Below are 16,652 nucleotides of genomic sequence, written 5' to 3' on the forward strand. Positions count from 1 at the left end.
CTATCACGGCTTGTATGCGCAAGCTATTAACTATTCTTAACAGCATCGTCAAAACGGGGGCTCCATGGCAATTCAACTATTCTTAAAAAAGTCTTGACAACACGGTTGCTATATCGGAACTTGGGGCATATAATATCAATTGTAATGATTACAATATAATTTGATATACTAAGATAACTCCTACAACTCACGTCTTATTTATCCTTATTCTTTGAAGACAAAACGTAAAGAATGACAATCGACACTGCAAAGAATCCTAATACAATTATCCCTGCAAAACCAAGGTCATTAGACTTGGTTTCTTTGTCTTGGGTATATGTGCCGCTGGCTTGTGTGCCGCTGGCTTGCTGCTGAAATTCGCCCTGATTATTAGCATTCTCTGTTTTTAAGTTGGTGCTTGCCATACGTCGTTCTTTGGTAAGATTGTCTACAAATTTCTTATCATACTTTGCTAGTTGTTCTCTCAGTCTCATCATCTCTTTGTAGTACTTGCTAGCTTCGTTCATCCAGAAACCAACGGCTTCTTTTTCCTCGGCAGCAAAATAGAACGATGCAAGTATAACAGAGACCGTAGCTGTGACTATGATGACAAACGATACAAGAAATAAGGTTTTCTTAGCAATAAACATTTCAGTCCTCCTGTTAACGTTTTTAAGGTCTCATACTGTCTTTATATATAATACCATTAATTCAGGCTATCGGGAAAGCACAACAAACGGACGGCGGGCTTCATTTAATTACGACTGCGCAAGTTTCATAACTCCTTCACACTGCCTGAATATATAGCGCAGGACTTACACGCGTCCTCGTTAAGGGCGGCAGTACACGCCCCTGATATGCCGTGATGACACAGGGCGAAGTCATATTTCAGCGGGTCATCTGGGTCAAGGAGTTTTAAGGCTTCGGTTATCTCTACGGCTGCCTTCCAGTCGTTGCCCTTTCTGTTTGTCAAGCCCAGGCACCTTGCGATTCTTGCAATGTGCGTATCAAGGGGTATTATAAGTACGTTTTTAGGGATTTCTGTCCATATGCCAAGGTCAATGTCGGCGTCTCTTACCATCCAGCGCAGAAACATATTAAACCGCTTGCAAGCCCCGCCCTTAAAAGGTGACGGAAAGAGCTGGCGCAGTCCCGGTGGACTGACACTGCTGCCATAGACCGCTGTCGTATCAATCGAGAGCATGTAATTTGAGAATTCCCCCAGCGCCTCATATATTGAGCCGTTAAAAGTCCGCATGAAGGCGTCTTTAATTGACCCGTGAGCGATTACCGCCCCGTGCAGTATGTAAATAAAGGCCGTTATATCTTCGCTTTTATTGAACCTGTAGGAAATCCCTGAAAATAGTCCTGCGTGGCGTTTTATATCAAAGTCTTGTAAAAAACCCGCCGGTGATGTCCCCATCTTAGAGAGTATGCTGCCGATTACCGGCTTAAACAGGCTGACTTTCCCATAGGCAAGACAGGCTGCTATGAGACCGGCTGTCTCTATGTCCGGGCGATTGTTGTAGCAGCGCGGGAATTCAATTGGGTCATTGTTTACCCTTTCATTGAAATTAAACGATGAGTAAAACCCGTCAAGGAGCGCCTTAATGTCTTGTGCTGCCATATAGTCCCAGTCCGGAGATGTTCAGGTGTGTAAGGGCAAGGGCAAGGGCGTCCGAGCTGTCCGGCGACAGGACAATGTCGATATTTAAAATTGCCTTTATCATGGCCATCACCTGTGATTTCTCTGCCTTGCCGTAACCTGTCAGCGCCTTTTTTACCTCCAGCGGGCTGTATTCAAACACGGGGATGTCTACTACCGATGCCGAAAGCAGCGCCACTCCGCGGGCGTGCCCCAGGGAGAGGGCGGCCTTTATGTTGCTAGCAAAGAATATCTTCTCTACGACTGCCTCATCGGGGTGGTACGTATCTATTGCCTTTGTCAGCCCCTCGTATACAGTTTTTAATCTCTCAGGAAGTGGTCGCCCCTTGGGGACAATTATCTCGCCCGATGCCACATAGACTATGGATTTGCCATCTTTTCTCAGCACTCCATAGCCGCAGACGATGCTGCCCGGGTCAATGCCGATTGCCGTTGTGGACATCACATGCCGGGATTTAAGGTTGAGCTACTGCTGCCGTTTTTTTCGTCTTCTTCGCCGGAAACTCAAACAATAGCGATTCGACAAGCTCGCATATCACGTGTCCAATTGTTATATGTGTCTCCTGAATGCGTGCCGTGTCCTCGGTAGGCACAACGAAGGCAATCGTGGATTTCTCTGCAAATTTTATCCCCTTTGCGCCGGTGAAGGCAATCACCGTGAGCTTCTTTTTCTTAGCTGCATCGACTGCCTTTAATACATTTTTTGAACCGCCGCTTGTGCTTATAGCAATGACAACGTCCCCCGTGTCGGCGATGCTCTTTACCTGTCGTGCGAACACGTCTGAAAAATCATAGTCATTGGCGATTGATGTCATAACTGCCATATCTGTATTAAGTGCAATGGCTGGAAGCCCGGGGCGTTCCCGTTTGAATCTGTTTATGAATTCGGCTGCTATGTGCGAGGCGTCGCTGGATGAGCCACCGTTTCCAAAGAGCAGGAGCTTTTTACCCTTGCTGAAGGCCTCGGCAATAGTACTTGCAGCCTCGACAACCTTGTCGGCGTTTTCGTTAAAAAACCTCTCTTTTACTGCGATACTCTCGCTTACTATTTTAAAGATCGTCTCTTTCATAATATTTATATCCCTCTTGTCCCCTTTTATTGAGTTCTCAATCGCTCAGTGTCTTCGCTATATGGGCTTAACTCCTCCGGCGGTTTCTGCGGGGGGGCTTCCTTCTGACGCCCTTGTTCTTTAAGCTTAGGCGGCGCCTTATGTCCGCATGATACTAATACGAACGGCGACGACAACAACATCACTGCTGCAATAATTGCGGCAATTCTCTTCATTCATCCCTCTCCATACCAACTTTCTTACGAAGTCTTTTTATTTGTTCTTCAACCTCACCCGTGCCGCCAAATGATTTCCTGCCACGCACCGATGCCTCAATGGTCAGGCGGGAGTATATGTCATTTTCTATTAAATCTGAAAATCCCTTAAATCCTTCTATCGTCAGTTCATGAAGGTCTTTTGAATTATCAATGCAGTATTTGACGATATTGCCGGTGACTTCATGTGCCTCTCTAAAGGGCATCTTTTTGGTGACAAGATATTCTGCCAAATCTGTAGCCAAGGAAAACCCTTCAGCGGCGGTCTTTCTCAGGCGTTCTTTGTTGAATTTTATGTGTTTGAACATATCGTTAATAACATGAAGGACGTTTGTTACCGTGTCGATAACGTCAAAAAGCGGTTCTTTGTCCTCCTGCATATCCCTGTTATAAGCCAGGGGCAGGGCCTTCATTGTGGTAAGGATAGAAACCAATGCGCCATAAACCCTGCCAGTCTTACCCCTGATGAGTTCGGCGACATCGGGGTTTTTCTTCTGCGGCATGATGGATGACCCTGTAGTGTAAGCGTCAGATATTTCTATAAAAGAAAATTCCTTAGTACTCCATAAGACCAGTTCCTCGGCCATTCTGCTAAGGTGCATCATCAGAATCGACGAATTGGAGATGAACTCAATAACAAAGTCCCTGTCAGAGACGGCGTCTATGCTGTTGTCTGCAATGCGTGAAAACTTAAGCAGCTCTGCAGTGTGCTTCCTGTCTATATTCAATGTCGTACCGGCAAGGGCACATGCCCCAAGTGGAAGTGTGTTAATTCTTTTGAGGGCGTCAGTGTAGCGTTCCTTATCTCTTTCAAACATCTCCACATAGGCAAGCAGGTGGTGGGCAAGTGTGACAGGCTGTGCCCGTTGCATATGTGTATAGCCGGGCATAATCGTATCGATATTTGTTTGTGCAACTGTTATGAGTGTTTTTTGAAATTCTATTATCAGCCTTAAAAGGCGCTGCTCAGTTAAATCCTGAAGATAGAGCCTGATATCAAGAGCAACCTGGTCGTTTCTTGAGCGTGCGGTATGAAGTTTTTTCCCTGCTTCCGGATATTTCTTAATAAGTGCGGCCTCTATGTTCATGTGGATATCTTCGAGTGCCTCGTCGAACTCAAATTTATTGTTATCGATTTCTCTTTCGATTTCTCTAAGTCTGTCAATGATTTCTTTAGCCTCTTCTTCTGTAATAATTCCCTGCTTGGATAGCATCTCAGCGTGTGCTATGGAGCCTCTTATGTCATCAGCCCACAATCGTTTATCGAACGAAATAGACTCTGTAAACTGCTCCACGCTCTTTGCCGTTTCTTCTGTGAATCTGCCAGACCATAGTTTGCTCATATGTAAAGTTTCCCGAATACATCATCTATGTTTATTTGCAGTTTTCCTGGCACTGTCTTCATGGCTGTAGTATATCAGCAGAGTTAGAATTTTGTCGAGGGCGCACAGCCCGGGCTTTTGCCTCCCGCACATGCCTGCCCTGAAGATGCTTAAAAGCCTTGTAAAACGAGGCAAAAAGCCAGTCTTTGCGATTATCAATGACCCCTTTATTATAAAACAATTTGCACCATTTTTTACGCCAAAAGAACCAAATAATTATTTATGTTGTAATATCAATGTGTTACTGGTGTGGGTGAATTTTGAGAGCTACAAAATTGTAGCGCTACTATTAGTGATACTACAAAATTGTATGTATTTTTGCCAAAAATAGCCTTTCAGGCGCTCCATGCGAATAGGAGAATGGCGTATTTACTGGGTTTAGAGGGCATTCATGCGAATCTCAACTATATATAGGTAGTAAAAAATAAGCTGTAAATCAAGAGGAGAATGAACAATGGAAGAGACATGCTGGATAAAGGATGAGCGCGGGAGGTTTAGGGGTAGAAGGCCGGGGTGCAAGATGGAGAAGGGCGGCGTTACGAAGATATCCGAGCAAACACCATCATTATCGTTGAAAAAGGCACCGTAGAGTTTGACCCAGAAAAAAAGACGGTTGACTATTTGGCAAAACAAGGCGATGGGGTTATATATATGCGTTACAAGGTTGACCCTGTTAACAAGAAATTGACTTTTGTGACGATGAGGAAAGAAGGATTCAGAAAACCACCGTCAACTAAATAAGGTTGCTTAACGATAAAAAACAAAAGTATATCAGATGTTTACGTTACTATTGTATAATAAATCGAGCCATAAAAGGAGGATAACGATGACTTTTAACAAGAAGGTTAAAGACATATTTTGGATTACTTGTTATGCAAGTACGCTTTATGAACTTGGCGACTATTATGTTGGGGATATGTTTAATGAGGTGTTAATTCTTAAATATACTGAAATGAAGCCGTCTCAAAGCTCGACAAAGTCACTTAAGAGAGTTGACATTAATCTATATGAAGGAGTAGGCAAGATATATGATATATCAAAGGATAATCTCCCAACATTGTTATTTGATTGTGGAATATACATCCTTTGTCGTGAGGATGCTACACTACCAGAGGGAATCGAAAGCGGCTCGTTTGTTAAGATACGATTTTATCTGGAATTCGATGAAGGCAATTCTGATAATGTTCGGATAAATGGTGAATCCATGTTTAAGGTTATCCCTGAGATTTCACCAGAATGGAGAATAAAAGATATATTGGTATTGGTCAAAGATAAGAAGTACTTTAAAGACCAGCCGGTGGCTTATGAATCTAACTCCGGTGATATATATAAAAGCATCAGACAAACTCATGCATATGACGACTGTGGAGGTCGTGCAAAATATGTGTTTGTCTGTGAGATGTTGTGATACGCTAAGGCGTTACCGAACGCTACGCCTGACTGGAGGGATAACGATGACTTTTAGTAAAAAGGTTAAAGACATATTCTGGATTACTTGTTATGCAAGTACGCTTGAGGAACTTGGTGACTACTATGTTGGTGATCCGTTTCACGATGTGTTAACTCTTGAAATTTTTGAAATTGTGCAGTCACAAAACTCGACAAACTCGCTTAAGAGAGTTGACATTAATCTATATGAAGGAGTAGGCAAGATATATGACATATCAAAGGATAATGGTCCAACATTATTCTTTGACTGTGGAATATACGCCATTTGTAAAGATGCGACACTACCGAAGGGGATCGAAAGCGGCTCGTTTGTTAAGATTCGATTTCATATGGAATTCTCTGAAGGTACTTTGTATAATCTTCGAATAAATGGTGAACCTATCTTTATGGTTATGCCAGAGATTCAATATGAATGGAGAATAAAAGATATATTGGTATTGGTCAAGGACAAGAAGTACTTTAAAGACCAGCCGGTGGCTTATGAATCCAATACCGGGGATATATATAAAAGCATCAGACAAACTCATGCATATGACGACTGTGGAGGTGATGCAATATATGTGTTTGTATGTGAGATGCTGTGATACGCTAAGGCGTTACCGAACGCTACACCTGACGGGAGGGATGACGATGACTTTTCATAAGAAGGCAATCCATTGAATTTTTCAAATGCGTTTGCCCTGCTCAATTATATGGGCAATTGTCCTTGTATTAATTGGGCAGCGTTATCTCTCCCAGTATGACCTCGCGTTCAGCGCCGGTTGCAGAGGGTAGATTGCCCGGCATACGTTTCAATGTCCTCATACCAAGTATGGCAAAACAGACAGCCTCTTTTGCCTCTGCGTCGATTCCATATTCGCTGATATTGCTTAGTCTGACGCCCTGCAATAGTTCACGCAAGATGTCCATCAGAAACGGGTTTTTTGAGCCTCCCCCGGCTGCGATGAGTTCATCCGGCTTGTACGGGGCGATTGACTTAGCTATTGATCTGGCGGTTAAGTGCGCCAGCGTTGACAGAATGTCCCAGTGCGGCAGGTGGCGGCAGCGGGAGATTATATCCTCTGCCATGCGTGTACCGAACAGCTCGCGGCCTGTGGACTTTGGCGGTCGCCTCTTGTAGTATGGATGAGCCAGAAGCTCATGGAGAAAGTCTTCGTTTAGTCTGCCTTTTTTTGCCATTGAACCGTTTTTGTCGAATGTCTTTTTCCCATGTGAGAAATGCCTTACGACCTCGTCCATCAGGGAATTCCCTGGGCCTGTGTCAAAGGCTATTGTGTCCTGGGGCCTTTCTCTAAGTATTGTTACATTAGCCATGCCGCCTATATTCAGCACGGCACGCGTGGCCCCTGATTTTTTGAATAAGAGATAATCGGCAAGTGGTACAAGCGGCGCCCCTTCGCCTCCTGCGGCCATGTCCTTTGTCCTGAACCCGGAGACGGTAATGATTCCTGTGCGCTGTGCTATGACGGCAGACTCACCTATTTGAAGCGTAGAGCCGCTGTGTTTTCTGCCGCTTTTGGGTGGGACGTGGCAGATTGTCTGACCATGTGATGCGATGCAGTCTATGTCTTTGGTATTGACTCCTGCAAGCGCTATTACCTTGAGGGCTGCCCTTGAGAATACCTCGCCAAGCGTGAAATTCAACCTGCAAATGTGTTCGGTATCCCCTGCGAAGGCATGTCTGATTGCGTCTCTTAATGTTCTGTCATAGGGTATGTGTATGTGTTTTATTACCTTGAGTTCGATGGGATTACCGGCTTTAATCTCTACAACTGCCGCATCAACGCCGTCATGCGATGTGCCGGACATGAGACCGACAATCTGAAAGCAATCTTTTTTTGCAAATTCGCTTAACACCGCAGCGCCTCTCTGAGTGAGCCGCCGGACTTTTCTAATAACCTGAGGGCCTCGTCGAAGTCTATGTCTTTTTCGTGCATAACGATAGCAGTTTTAGCGTTTCCCCGTGCCCTCTGAAAGAGTTCTGCTGCAGGCTCAGGGGCAAGTCCGGTAAGTTCGCTGATTATACGCATAGCACGCCGCTTTAGTTTGGCATTAGAGGGGACTACGTCAACCATATAACCCTTATAAACACGCCCAAGCCGAATCATGGTTATGGTAGAAAGCATGTTAAGCACCATTTTTGTTGCAGTTCCAGCCTTTAGCCTGCTTGAACCGGCTACAATTTCCGGGCCTGTGGCGATTGTGATTATGCCGTCCAGAAACCCATAAGCACTCTCGGCACATGTCAAAAGCCAGCAGCGCGCACCGCGTCTTTTTGATTCTTTAAGGGCAGACAGGACAAATGGCGCCCCTCCGCTTACTGTTATCCCTATGACCATATCATTGGCAGTTATCTCAGAGGCTGCCGCTGTCCCCGCAGGCTCATCATCCTCAGCCCCTTCAACGCTTGTAGTCAGGGCACGGCTGCCTCCGGCAATTATGCCGCGAATAACATGCGGCGGCGTGCTAAAGGTTGGTGGCATTTCGGAGGCATCCAGCACGCCAAGCCGCCCGCTTGTGCCTGCGCCGACGTATACGACTGAGCCGCCGGACTGTATTGCCTTAACAGCGTCTTCTATTGCGAGGCAGATATGTTTCTTTGCCTTTTTTACGGCCTTTGCGATTTTAGCGTCTTCATTGTTCATAAGCAGAAAAAGCTCCGCCGTTGAAATGGCGTCTATATCGGCTGAACCGGGGTGCAGACACTCTGTACGCATAGCAATATTCTAACATTTTTGCTACAATATATTTCTCAATGATGACTACTTTAAAATATACTGTACTGCTGACAATTTTCATGGCCGTTGTCGGCTGCACGGCGACTACGGTTAAGCCTACAGCAATTTCGCCCGATAAGGCTATGGTCAGGCTTACTGCCGGGCAGTATCCAGTGTTTACTGACGACGCCTCAATTGAATCACTAAAAGAGTCAATCACACGAAACTTCAGGTACTTAAACGCATTAAAGGGCGACTATGTCTTCCGCTACGGGCCTGACACATATACAGCGAGAGAGGTGAAGGACTCACTTCTATATTTCATGTCAGTCCTCGACGCTGCAAAAGGCAGCAAAACAATGCTTAATCAATCAATAAGGGAAGACTTCGCAGTATACGAGGCAGTCGGCTCAGACTGGCATGGTAAGGTATACTATACGGGATACTATGTGCCGGAGTTAAATGGAAGCAGGACAAAAGGGGGACGATACATCTATCCCCTCTATGCGCTGCCAAAGGACATTGCGGGCCTGCCTGGGGAGAAGACCGGCAGTGTTACCCCCTACTACACGCACGAGGAAATCCACAAGGGGGCGCTGGCGGGCAGGGGGCTTGAGCTTCTGTGGGTGGATAACCGTGTGGATTTATTTTTTCTGCATGTCCAGGGTTCAGGGACAGTCAGGCTTGAAAATGGCAGCACGATAAACGTAACCTATGCCGGGACAAATGGTCACAAATACAGACCTGCAGGCAGGGTGCTTGTTGATGAGAATAAGATTACACTGCCGCAGATTTCACTCAGGAGTATAAAAAAGTACCTTGCCGAACACCCGGAGGATGTTGACAGGGTATTGTTTTACAATCCAAGCTATGTATTTTTTCGAGAATCAAAGGAATCTGCGATAGGCTCAACGGGGGTATCGCTTGTCGATGGACGGGCGATTGCAACAGACAAGAAGATATTCCCGCAGGGCGCGTTGGTTTATGTATCCACGAGAAAGAGTGAATTTGCAGAGGACGAGACTCTAACCGGCCAAAGTCCACTAGCACGCTTTGCACTGAACCAGGACACCGGAGGGGCAATAATAGGCCCAGGACGCGCAGACTTTTTCTGGGGCAGGGGCAGCGCCGCAGAACTTCAGGCCGGCTATATGAAATATAACGGCTCACTGTATTTCATAGTAAAAAAGAGGAAATGAGGCGGCGTGTTAAGCTCCAAAGCATTCGCCGATGCCTTTTATGGCAAATCCAAAACAATACTCGAAAAAGAAATCCTGCCCCAGTACCTGCCTGCTTGCAGGTGGTTTGCCGGTAAATCACGAGAGATTCATGAGCTTGAGATATTTGAAGACATTCTTTTTAACGGAATTACCTCTGTTGCCCATATACTGATGATTCGGGTGAGCTATCAGGACGGTCTGCCAGAAAGATACATGCTGCCAGTTTCCTTCACACCGGCTCCAGACCCTGATTATCCATTCGCAATTATAGCAAAAATAAAAGTCGGCGGCGAAGAGGGTATAATTTATGATGCCACATATGATGACAGCTTCAGGGCTGCCCTCCTGTCATTTATAATAAGTGGAAAATCGCTGAATGGCAGCAACGGGCAGTTAATTGCCGTATACGAACGAAGCTCAAAATACAATGACCCGAGCTGCGACTATATCAAATCCTCACAGGTGATTAAGACTGACCAGAGTAACAGTTCATTGTTGTATGAAGATAAACTTATTCTGAAACTCTTCAGAAAACTTGACGAGGGTATAAATCCCGATATAGAGATGGTGCGATTTATCTATGCCTCTTTCCATGATGAAAGTATACCATTTTGCATGGGCTTTGTAGAGTACAGACAGACAAATCATTCAGAGCCAATATTTATCGGCAATCTCCAGCGTTATGTAAAAAATGAAGGTGATGCATGGAGCTTTACCATAGGAAATATAACAAGATACTACGAAAATGTCCTGTCCTCAGAAAGCAGTGCAAGCGATATAATAACAAAGAATATGCTTGACGTGCGCTATGAGACAATCCCCGATATCCTGATTAAACTTATAGGAATCAGATTCATTGAAATGGTCGCACAGCTTGGCAAAACCACAGGGGAACTGCATCTTACCCTTGCCTCACATCCAGACTTTACCCCTGAGCCTTTCAGCACAGTTTACCAACGGTCACTGTATCAGTCTATGCAAAACACTACTAAGAGGCATTTCGAGCTGCTCAGAAAAAGTCTGAACCTGCTGCCAGACGCTGTCAAAGAAGATGCCCTGAATGTTCTGAATTATGAAAAGAAAGTCCTGCGGCTATTTAAGTCAATCGTGGATATGAAGTTAACCTCAACAAGAATTCGGATTCATGGTGACTACCACCTGGGGCAGGTACTTTGCAGAGGCAATGACTTTGTGGTTATTGATTTTGAGGGTGAGCCGCTTCTCTCCCTAAGCGAAAGGAGATTAAAGAGATCGCCTTTAAGAGATGTAGCCTGTATGATTCGCTCTTTCCACTACGCGTCATTCAGTGCACTGTCTGTCTTCACTCAACTGGAGTTGAAGACATGGGCAGACCTATGGTACTTTTACATAAGCGGGATTTTTATCAGCTCATACATGGACAAAGTAAAAAGTGCAGAGTTTATGTCGGTGGAACGAGCTGAAATCGAAGGTCTATTGAGGATATTCCTGCTTGAGAAGGCCGTGTATGAACTTGGATATGAACTGTCAAATCGTCCCGAATGGGTATCTGTGCCGCTGAAAGGGATAGTTGATTTTTTATCGGTGTAAGTGTTATAGTCAAGTCTCGCTGGCAGTGAAAACAAATATGTCGGCAGAAATGGAGAGGTGGCCGAGCGGTCGAAGGCAGCCGCCTGCTAAGCGGTTGTGGGGGTAATACTCCACCCAGGGTTCGAATCCCTGCCTCTCCGGTTATTTTAACCTAATCCTAAGGCTCTGAACGTAAACCAAGACTGCAATTACTACAGACTTCAATATGTATCTCACGAAAGCCTGGTTACAAATAAAAATAAATCTTGACAATTTTAATCCTGTTGGTATAGAGTTGAATAGACGTGACTATGGTTACATTGCAGAGGCAATGTTGATATGAATGAGGGGTGGCGAGGCTGAGAGAGGGTGAGATTAGCGGCAATGCTGACAGGTGTGCCCAAAATATTTAGAGAAAATGGGCCATGAAAATAAATAGAGATACTGACTATGCAATAAGATGTGTGTTGCTTATGTCGGGGAACCCCGAAAAGACATTTGTTATTGGAGAGATGGCCAAAGAGAAGGCTATCCCTGAGAGTTTTCTGGCAAAAATACTGCAAAAATTAACAAGGGCCGGCATTCTGAGATCAATCAGGGGGGCAAACGGTGGGTTTGTACTGATTAAAAGCCCGCAGGATATTAATTTACTAGACATAGTCGAGGCCATAAACGGGAAAATAGTGATCAACAGATGTACCACAGCAGATGACAGATGTGTATTAATTGATGATTGTCCGACATTCCCTATCTGGCTTGAGATTAGACAGATGATAGAAGAACGATTAAGGCACTACGAATTCGCAACGCTGGTAAGTAAATATAAAAACAGCATTACAGGCATAACTCCGTCAGGAGTATGATTATTACAACAGGAGGAGCTAAGCAATGGAAAATGTCATGCACGGTGGGAAAAACGAAGTACACCACCACGAAGTAGAGTTAAGCGTATGGCCGTTGATAGCGGCAGGAGGGTCTTTTCTGATCCCTATAGCGTTTATGACAGCATTCTCATGGGGGCTGTCGTCGGTAGGGCTGGTGCTTGCTGGAGTAGCGGTTGTGGTCTTAATTGTAGGGCTTTTTGGGTGGCTTAACGAGGTACACGCCAAAAAAGAGGATGCAGGGTTAAGCAAGCTGGCAATAATTGTGTTCATAATATCAGAAGTTGCGTTGTTTGGCGGGCTTTTCGGAGGTTATCTATATGCCATGCTGTTTGCGGATATATGGCCACCTGCCAACACGCCTGAGGGTGTGCCCCCTATCGGGCTTGCTGTGATTATGACGGTATTCCTGCTTTCTTCAAGCGTTACCATACATAACGCTGAAGCAAAAATAGAACACGGCGACATGGGTGGATTCAAAAGCTGGCTGATGTTTACCACACTATTAGGCGCCCTCTTCATAGCATTTATGGCCTATGAATGGCATCACATGATATCAAACGGCTTTAGCGTCAGCACAAACGAATACGGGACGTTTTTCTATACTATAACAGGCTTTCACGGTTCTCACGTAATCGTTGGACTGGTGATGCAGTTGTTTTGCCTGATTCTTGCTGCTGGGGCTAAAATTGGTAAGAGCAAGCAGACAATGGTGAAGGTGACAGGGCTGTACTGGCACTTTGTTGACATAATCTGGCTTTTGGTCGTGTCGCTGATATATGTGGTTCCATACCTTAAGGCAGGCCAATGAAGTCGGCAGCATCTATAACCTTACTAATCATGTGTTTATTGGCAGGCACTCTGGCTTGGGGCTTTGGGCCGTCTACCAATTCGACACAGTTCGACCCGTCTGTACTCAAGATAAAAGAGGACGATTATCTGGGAAAGTCGGCGCCGGACATCAGCATGACAGATGACTTGGGAAAAGCTGTAACTCTTAGTACATATGCCGGGAAGCCGCTTATCCTGTCTATAATATACTTTGACTGCTTTCAGTCGTGTCCTGTGCTGAACGAGGGGCTTGCAACTGCCATAAAGGACGTTGATCTGAGACTTGGCGAGGACTATAATGTCATAACACTGAGTTTCGATGGCAAGGAAAAACCTGCACTCGCTCAGAAGTTTCGCAAGGACCTGCAGGTTAAGATGAAGTCCGCTCTGCCAGAGTTTTTTGATAAATGGGTGTTTGCTGTAACGACTGATGCTGATGCTAAGAGATTTACGGATGCCCTCGGCTACAGGTACTTTTATTCCCAACTGGATAAAGTTTTTGTACATCCAAACGTGTATATATTCCTGTCACCCGATGGTAAGATTACAAGATACCTGTTTGGACTCTACCCTCTTTCAATGGACGTAAAACTCGCATTACTCGAGGCGGCAGACGGTAAAGTCGGCAAGTTCCCAATAATCGGCAAGATTGCGCTGGCGTGTTATTCGTATGATACAAAGATAGGCGGCTACAAGATAAACGTGATTTTTATCATGGAGTTGCTGGGATTTGCATTCGCAGGTGTTACGGCTGTAATTGTTTTCTTCTATGCAAGAAGTTTGAAAAAGAAAAAACGGGTTGAGAGCTTCTCAACCCCATAGAAAATCAGGAGGTAGAAAATGCTAAAGCAAGTGTTGAGATTATTAATGGCTGCGCTTGTCGTATCGATACCATACGTGGCAGCGGCAGCCGAGAGGGCCGCCCGGGTAGTTGACCCGGTCAAGGCCTGGGACAATCACTTTAAGACATGGGCGGTGGTAGGAGTTGCCGTTTACCTGATAGTAACTGTGCCGCTGATATACTTTGTAATTAAGTACAGGAGAAAGCACAAGGACGAAAACGGCGCTTATATAGTGGGAAACACAGGGCTTGAAATCCTGTGGACGATTCTCCCTATGATTACAATCATCATGCTTGGAGTTCAGTCATGGGCGGTCTTTAACGACCTGAGAGAGGTGCCGAAAGACCATGTTGAGGTCAAGGCTATTGGTTTTATGTTCGGCTTTGAGATGTACACACCTGAGGGGATTATGACGCTGAATGAAATGCGTGTGCCCGTAGGCAATGTGAAAGTCAACCTTACGAGCAAGGATGTTATACACAATTTTGCATTGCCGACGTTCAGGACACGCGAGGACATGGTTCCCGGAGAGAATACTTATCTCTGGTTTGCGGCAAAGGAACCGGGTGAGTATCCTGTGTACTGTGCTGAGTTTTGTGGTGCAGGACACTCATCGATGCTTGCAAAGGTTATTGTTATGAAGAAAGATGACTATGAGGCGTGGGTTAAGTCGAAAAAGTCTGAAAGTATGACGGCTGCCACCACACCTGAAGGAAAGGGCAAGGAACTGGTCGAGCGTCTGGGCTGTCTGGGCTGTCATGGTATAGCCGGTGAGGTAAAGGCCGGTCCAGCCATAAACGGTATCATGGGAAAGACAGAAGAGCTTGAGGACGGCACAAAAGTCGTCGTAGACGAGGCATTTATCAAAGAAAAGATAGCAAACCCGAAGGCAAAACCGATTAAGGGATTCGGTCATATGATGCCGCCAACTATGCTGGCTAACGAAGAATATGAAGCCATCACGGCTTACTTAAAGACAACAAAATAATTAAGGAGGTTAAAGATATGAGTGCACAACCGACTGGTTTTAAGTCGTGGCTTTTCACAACAGACCATAAGAAGATTGGGATTATGTATCTGGTTACGTCACTAGTGTTTTTTGTAGTGGGATTGCTGCTTGCTATAGTAATGAGGACAGAGCAGCTTGACATCACCAAAAAAGTGATAATCGACGCAGACCTCTATAACACAGCCTTTACTATTCACGGCGCGGCGATGGTGCTGTTTTGGATGATCCCTGTGTTGACAGGCTTTTTCGCCAACTATATGATACCGCTGATGATAGGCGCACATGATGTTGCCTTCCCGCGTCTTAACGCCCTCAGCTATTGGCTGTATGTGGGGGCAGGGTTGATTGCGGTTATGGCTCTGATACTGCCGGGCAGGCTGGATACCGGCTGGACGGGCTATCCACCATATTCACTTGTGGGGCCGTCAAACACCGCGTTTTATGTTTTTGCCGTACACCTGCTCGGCGCATCGAGTATTGCCAGTGCGGTTAATTTCATCACAACGATAATAACTCTAAGGGCGCCAGGGATGACATGGGGCAGGCTGAATCTCACAGTGTGGGGGCTTTTCGGAGGATTTATCATTCAGCTCGTCGGCGTCCCTGTTCTGGCCGCTGCTGTTACGCTCCTGCTTTTTGACAAGTATCTGGGGACGAGTTTTTATAACGCATTTAAGGGTGGAAGCCCTGTTCTCTATGAGCATCTGTTCTGGTTTTACGCCCATCCTGCCGTGTACGTTGTAGCGCTGCCGGTGTTTGGCATCGTGTCAGACATAATATCGACCTTCGCAAGAAAGAGGATATACGGCTACACCAGCATGGCCATTGCTATAATGATAATCACTGTCGTTGGATTTGAGACATGGGTACATCACCTCTATGTCGCTGGTACATTAAACTGGACGAGGGTTGTGTTTATGTGGGGTACGATAGCAATCGGTGTTCCGACAGGTATTAAGACATTTAACTGGCTGGCAACACTGCACAAGGGTTCGATTGAATTAAGCACACCGATGCTTTATGCCCTGGGTTTTATCTCCCTGTTTACGATTGGCGGGGCAACCGGCATAGCAAACGGACTGCTCGGGCTGGATATTCAATTCCATGACACACAGTGGGTTGTGGCGCATTTCCACTATGTGTTGGCCATAAGCATGTCTATGTTGTGTATGGGTGGTATTTACTACTGGTTTCCAAAGTTTACCGGCAAGATGTTTAACGACAGACTTGCAAAGATTGCATTTTGGATAACCCTTGTAGGCGCAATGATAGCCTTCCTGCCGCAGCATCAACTTGGCATAGACGGCATTCCCAGAAGATACTGGAAACTCCCGGTTAAGTATGCCAGTGAGATGAGAATTGCTGTTATATTCTCTTATATCACTATTGTCGGATTTCTTATGACTCTCTACAACTTTGTCCATTCGGCAATAAAGGGTGAGAAGGCACCGGCCAACCCGTGGAACTCGAAGTCATTAGAGTGGCAGATTCCATCACCGCCACCATTTTATAACTTCGAGAAAATCCCTACCATTACCGAAGGGCCTTATGAATACGGCAAACCTGCAGATGGAACTGTAAAGACACACTAAATTAAACACAGAGTCAGACACAAAGAGGGGGGATTCCATTTGAACTGGAATCCCCCCTCTTTCTACCATCACTAAGGTCTCGTTAACCTTATCATCCTTCTACAAGCTCAGAGTGCCTGATACTCATACCAAGTGGCAATCATACAGGTAATATAAGATAAGGGAAATTGGTCATAGAAGTAAGCCTCTGTGGATTGTTAGAGATGTCATTC

The 16,652-nt window shown here is 45.5% G+C and carries 18 protein-coding genes and 1 tRNA gene; 11 read left to right on the plus strand and 8 right to left on the minus strand.

Annotated features, from left to right (window positions below):
• Positions 1 to 194 precede the first annotated feature (194 nt).
• The 6 genes from ASN18_RS06325 to argH form a co-directional block, all read right to left on the minus strand.
• Positions 195 to 629, minus strand: coding sequence for a hypothetical protein (locus ASN18_RS06325; protein WP_085051906.1), 435 nt, complete (start codon positions 627 to 629; stop codon positions 195 to 197).
• Between the two features lie 125 nt (positions 630 to 754).
• Complete coding sequence (locus ASN18_RS06330; RefSeq protein ID WP_085051907.1) at positions 755 to 1,606, minus strand: TIGR02757 family protein; 852 nt, start codon at positions 1,604 to 1,606, stop codon at positions 755 to 757.
• Positions 1,587 to 2,087, minus strand: coding sequence for a crossover junction endodeoxyribonuclease RuvC (gene ruvC / locus ASN18_RS06335; protein ID WP_085051908.1), 501 nt, complete (start codon positions 2,085 to 2,087; stop codon positions 1,587 to 1,589). The genes ASN18_RS06330 and ruvC overlap by 20 nt, the downstream gene beginning before the upstream one ends.
• A gap of 13 nt (positions 2,088 to 2,100) precedes the next feature.
• Complete coding sequence (locus ASN18_RS06340) at positions 2,101 to 2,715, minus strand: D-sedoheptulose-7-phosphate isomerase (protein ID WP_085051909.1); 615 nt, start codon at positions 2,713 to 2,715, stop codon at positions 2,101 to 2,103.
• A gap of 26 nt (positions 2,716 to 2,741) precedes the next feature.
• Positions 2,742 to 2,930, minus strand: coding sequence for a hypothetical protein (locus tag ASN18_RS06345; protein ID WP_085051910.1), 189 nt, complete (start codon positions 2,928 to 2,930; stop codon positions 2,742 to 2,744).
• Entirely contained in the window at positions 2,927 to 4,312 is a 1,386-nt protein-coding gene (gene argH / locus ASN18_RS06350; RefSeq protein WP_085051911.1) for an argininosuccinate lyase, read from the minus strand. Before argH ends, ASN18_RS06345 begins: the two co-directional genes overlap by 4 nt.
• A 552-nt stretch (positions 4,313 to 4,864) precedes the next feature.
• Between argH and ASN18_RS06355 the strand changes: the two genes are divergently transcribed.
• The 3 genes from ASN18_RS06355 (at position 4,865) to ASN18_RS06365 (ending at position 6,384) form a co-directional block, all read left to right on the plus strand.
• The gene (locus ASN18_RS06355; protein ID WP_085051912.1) at positions 4,865 to 5,092 is read left to right on the plus strand and encodes a hypothetical protein; all 228 of its coding nucleotides are present in this window, start codon (positions 4,865 to 4,867) and stop codon (positions 5,090 to 5,092) included.
• Positions 5,093 to 5,177: 85 nt separating this feature from the next.
• The gene (locus tag ASN18_RS06360; protein WP_085051913.1) at positions 5,178 to 5,759 is read left to right on the plus strand and encodes a hypothetical protein; all 582 of its coding nucleotides are present in this window, start codon (positions 5,178 to 5,180) and stop codon (positions 5,757 to 5,759) included.
• A 46-nt stretch (positions 5,760 to 5,805) separates the two neighbouring features.
• On the plus strand, positions 5,806 to 6,384 hold the full coding sequence (locus tag ASN18_RS06365; protein WP_085051914.1) for a hypothetical protein: 579 nt from the start codon (positions 5,806 to 5,808) through the stop codon (positions 6,382 to 6,384).
• A 127-nt stretch (positions 6,385 to 6,511) separates the two neighbouring features.
• Here the strand turns inward: ASN18_RS06365 and ASN18_RS06370 are convergent, their stop codons facing one another.
• On the minus strand, positions 6,512 to 7,657 hold the full coding sequence (locus ASN18_RS06370; protein WP_085051915.1) for an anhydro-N-acetylmuramic acid kinase: 1,146 nt from the start codon (positions 7,655 to 7,657) through the stop codon (positions 6,512 to 6,514).
• Positions 7,651 to 8,517, minus strand: a complete 867-nt coding sequence (gene murQ / locus ASN18_RS06375) for an N-acetylmuramic acid 6-phosphate etherase (protein ID WP_085051916.1) — start codon at positions 8,515 to 8,517, stop codon at positions 7,651 to 7,653. The genes ASN18_RS06370 and murQ overlap by 7 nt, the downstream gene beginning before the upstream one ends.
• A 38-nt stretch (positions 8,518 to 8,555) precedes the next feature.
• Between murQ and mltA the strand changes: the two genes are divergently transcribed.
• The 8 genes from mltA to ASN18_RS06415 all read left to right on the plus strand — a co-directional run bounded on the left by mltA (position 8,556) and on the right by ASN18_RS06415 (position 16,440).
• The gene (gene mltA / locus ASN18_RS06380; protein WP_085051917.1) at positions 8,556 to 9,716 is read left to right on the plus strand and encodes a murein transglycosylase A; all 1,161 of its coding nucleotides are present in this window, start codon (positions 8,556 to 8,558) and stop codon (positions 9,714 to 9,716) included.
• Between the two features lie 6 nt (positions 9,717 to 9,722).
• Entirely contained in the window at positions 9,723 to 11,306 is a 1,584-nt protein-coding gene (locus tag ASN18_RS06385) for a putative maltokinase (RefSeq protein WP_085051918.1), read from the plus strand.
• Positions 11,307 to 11,357: 51 nt separating this feature from the next.
• Positions 11,358 to 11,446, plus strand: a tRNA-Ser gene (locus ASN18_RS06390).
• A gap of 264 nt (positions 11,447 to 11,710) precedes the next feature.
• Entirely contained in the window at positions 11,711 to 12,148 is a 438-nt protein-coding gene (locus tag ASN18_RS06395) for an RrF2 family transcriptional regulator (RefSeq protein ID WP_085051919.1), read from the plus strand.
• Positions 12,149 to 12,173: 25 nt separating this feature from the next.
• Positions 12,174 to 12,977, plus strand: a complete 804-nt coding sequence (locus ASN18_RS06400; protein WP_085051920.1) for a cytochrome c oxidase subunit 3 — start codon at positions 12,174 to 12,176, stop codon at positions 12,975 to 12,977.
• Positions 12,974 to 13,819, plus strand: coding sequence for an SCO family protein (locus tag ASN18_RS06405; protein ID WP_085051921.1), 846 nt, complete (start codon positions 12,974 to 12,976; stop codon positions 13,817 to 13,819). The genes ASN18_RS06400 and ASN18_RS06405 overlap by 4 nt, the downstream gene beginning before the upstream one ends.
• Before the next feature lie 18 nt (positions 13,820 to 13,837).
• Positions 13,838 to 14,827 carry a cytochrome c oxidase subunit II gene (gene coxB / locus ASN18_RS06410; RefSeq protein ID WP_085051922.1) on the plus strand — a complete coding sequence of 330 codons (990 nt, stop codon included), beginning with the start codon at positions 13,838 to 13,840 and terminating at the stop codon, positions 14,825 to 14,827.
• Between the two features lie 17 nt (positions 14,828 to 14,844).
• Positions 14,845 to 16,440: a cytochrome c oxidase subunit I gene (locus ASN18_RS06415; protein ID WP_085051923.1), complete on the plus strand. Its 1,596-nt coding sequence runs from the start codon at positions 14,845 to 14,847 to the stop codon at positions 16,438 to 16,440.
• Positions 16,441 to 16,652: the final 212 nt, after the last annotated feature.

It is taken from the genome of Candidatus Magnetominusculus xianensis (assembly GCA_001541255.1).
GTDB lineage: Bacteria > Nitrospirota > Thermodesulfovibrionia > Thermodesulfovibrionales > Magnetobacteriaceae > Magnetominusculus > Magnetominusculus xianensis.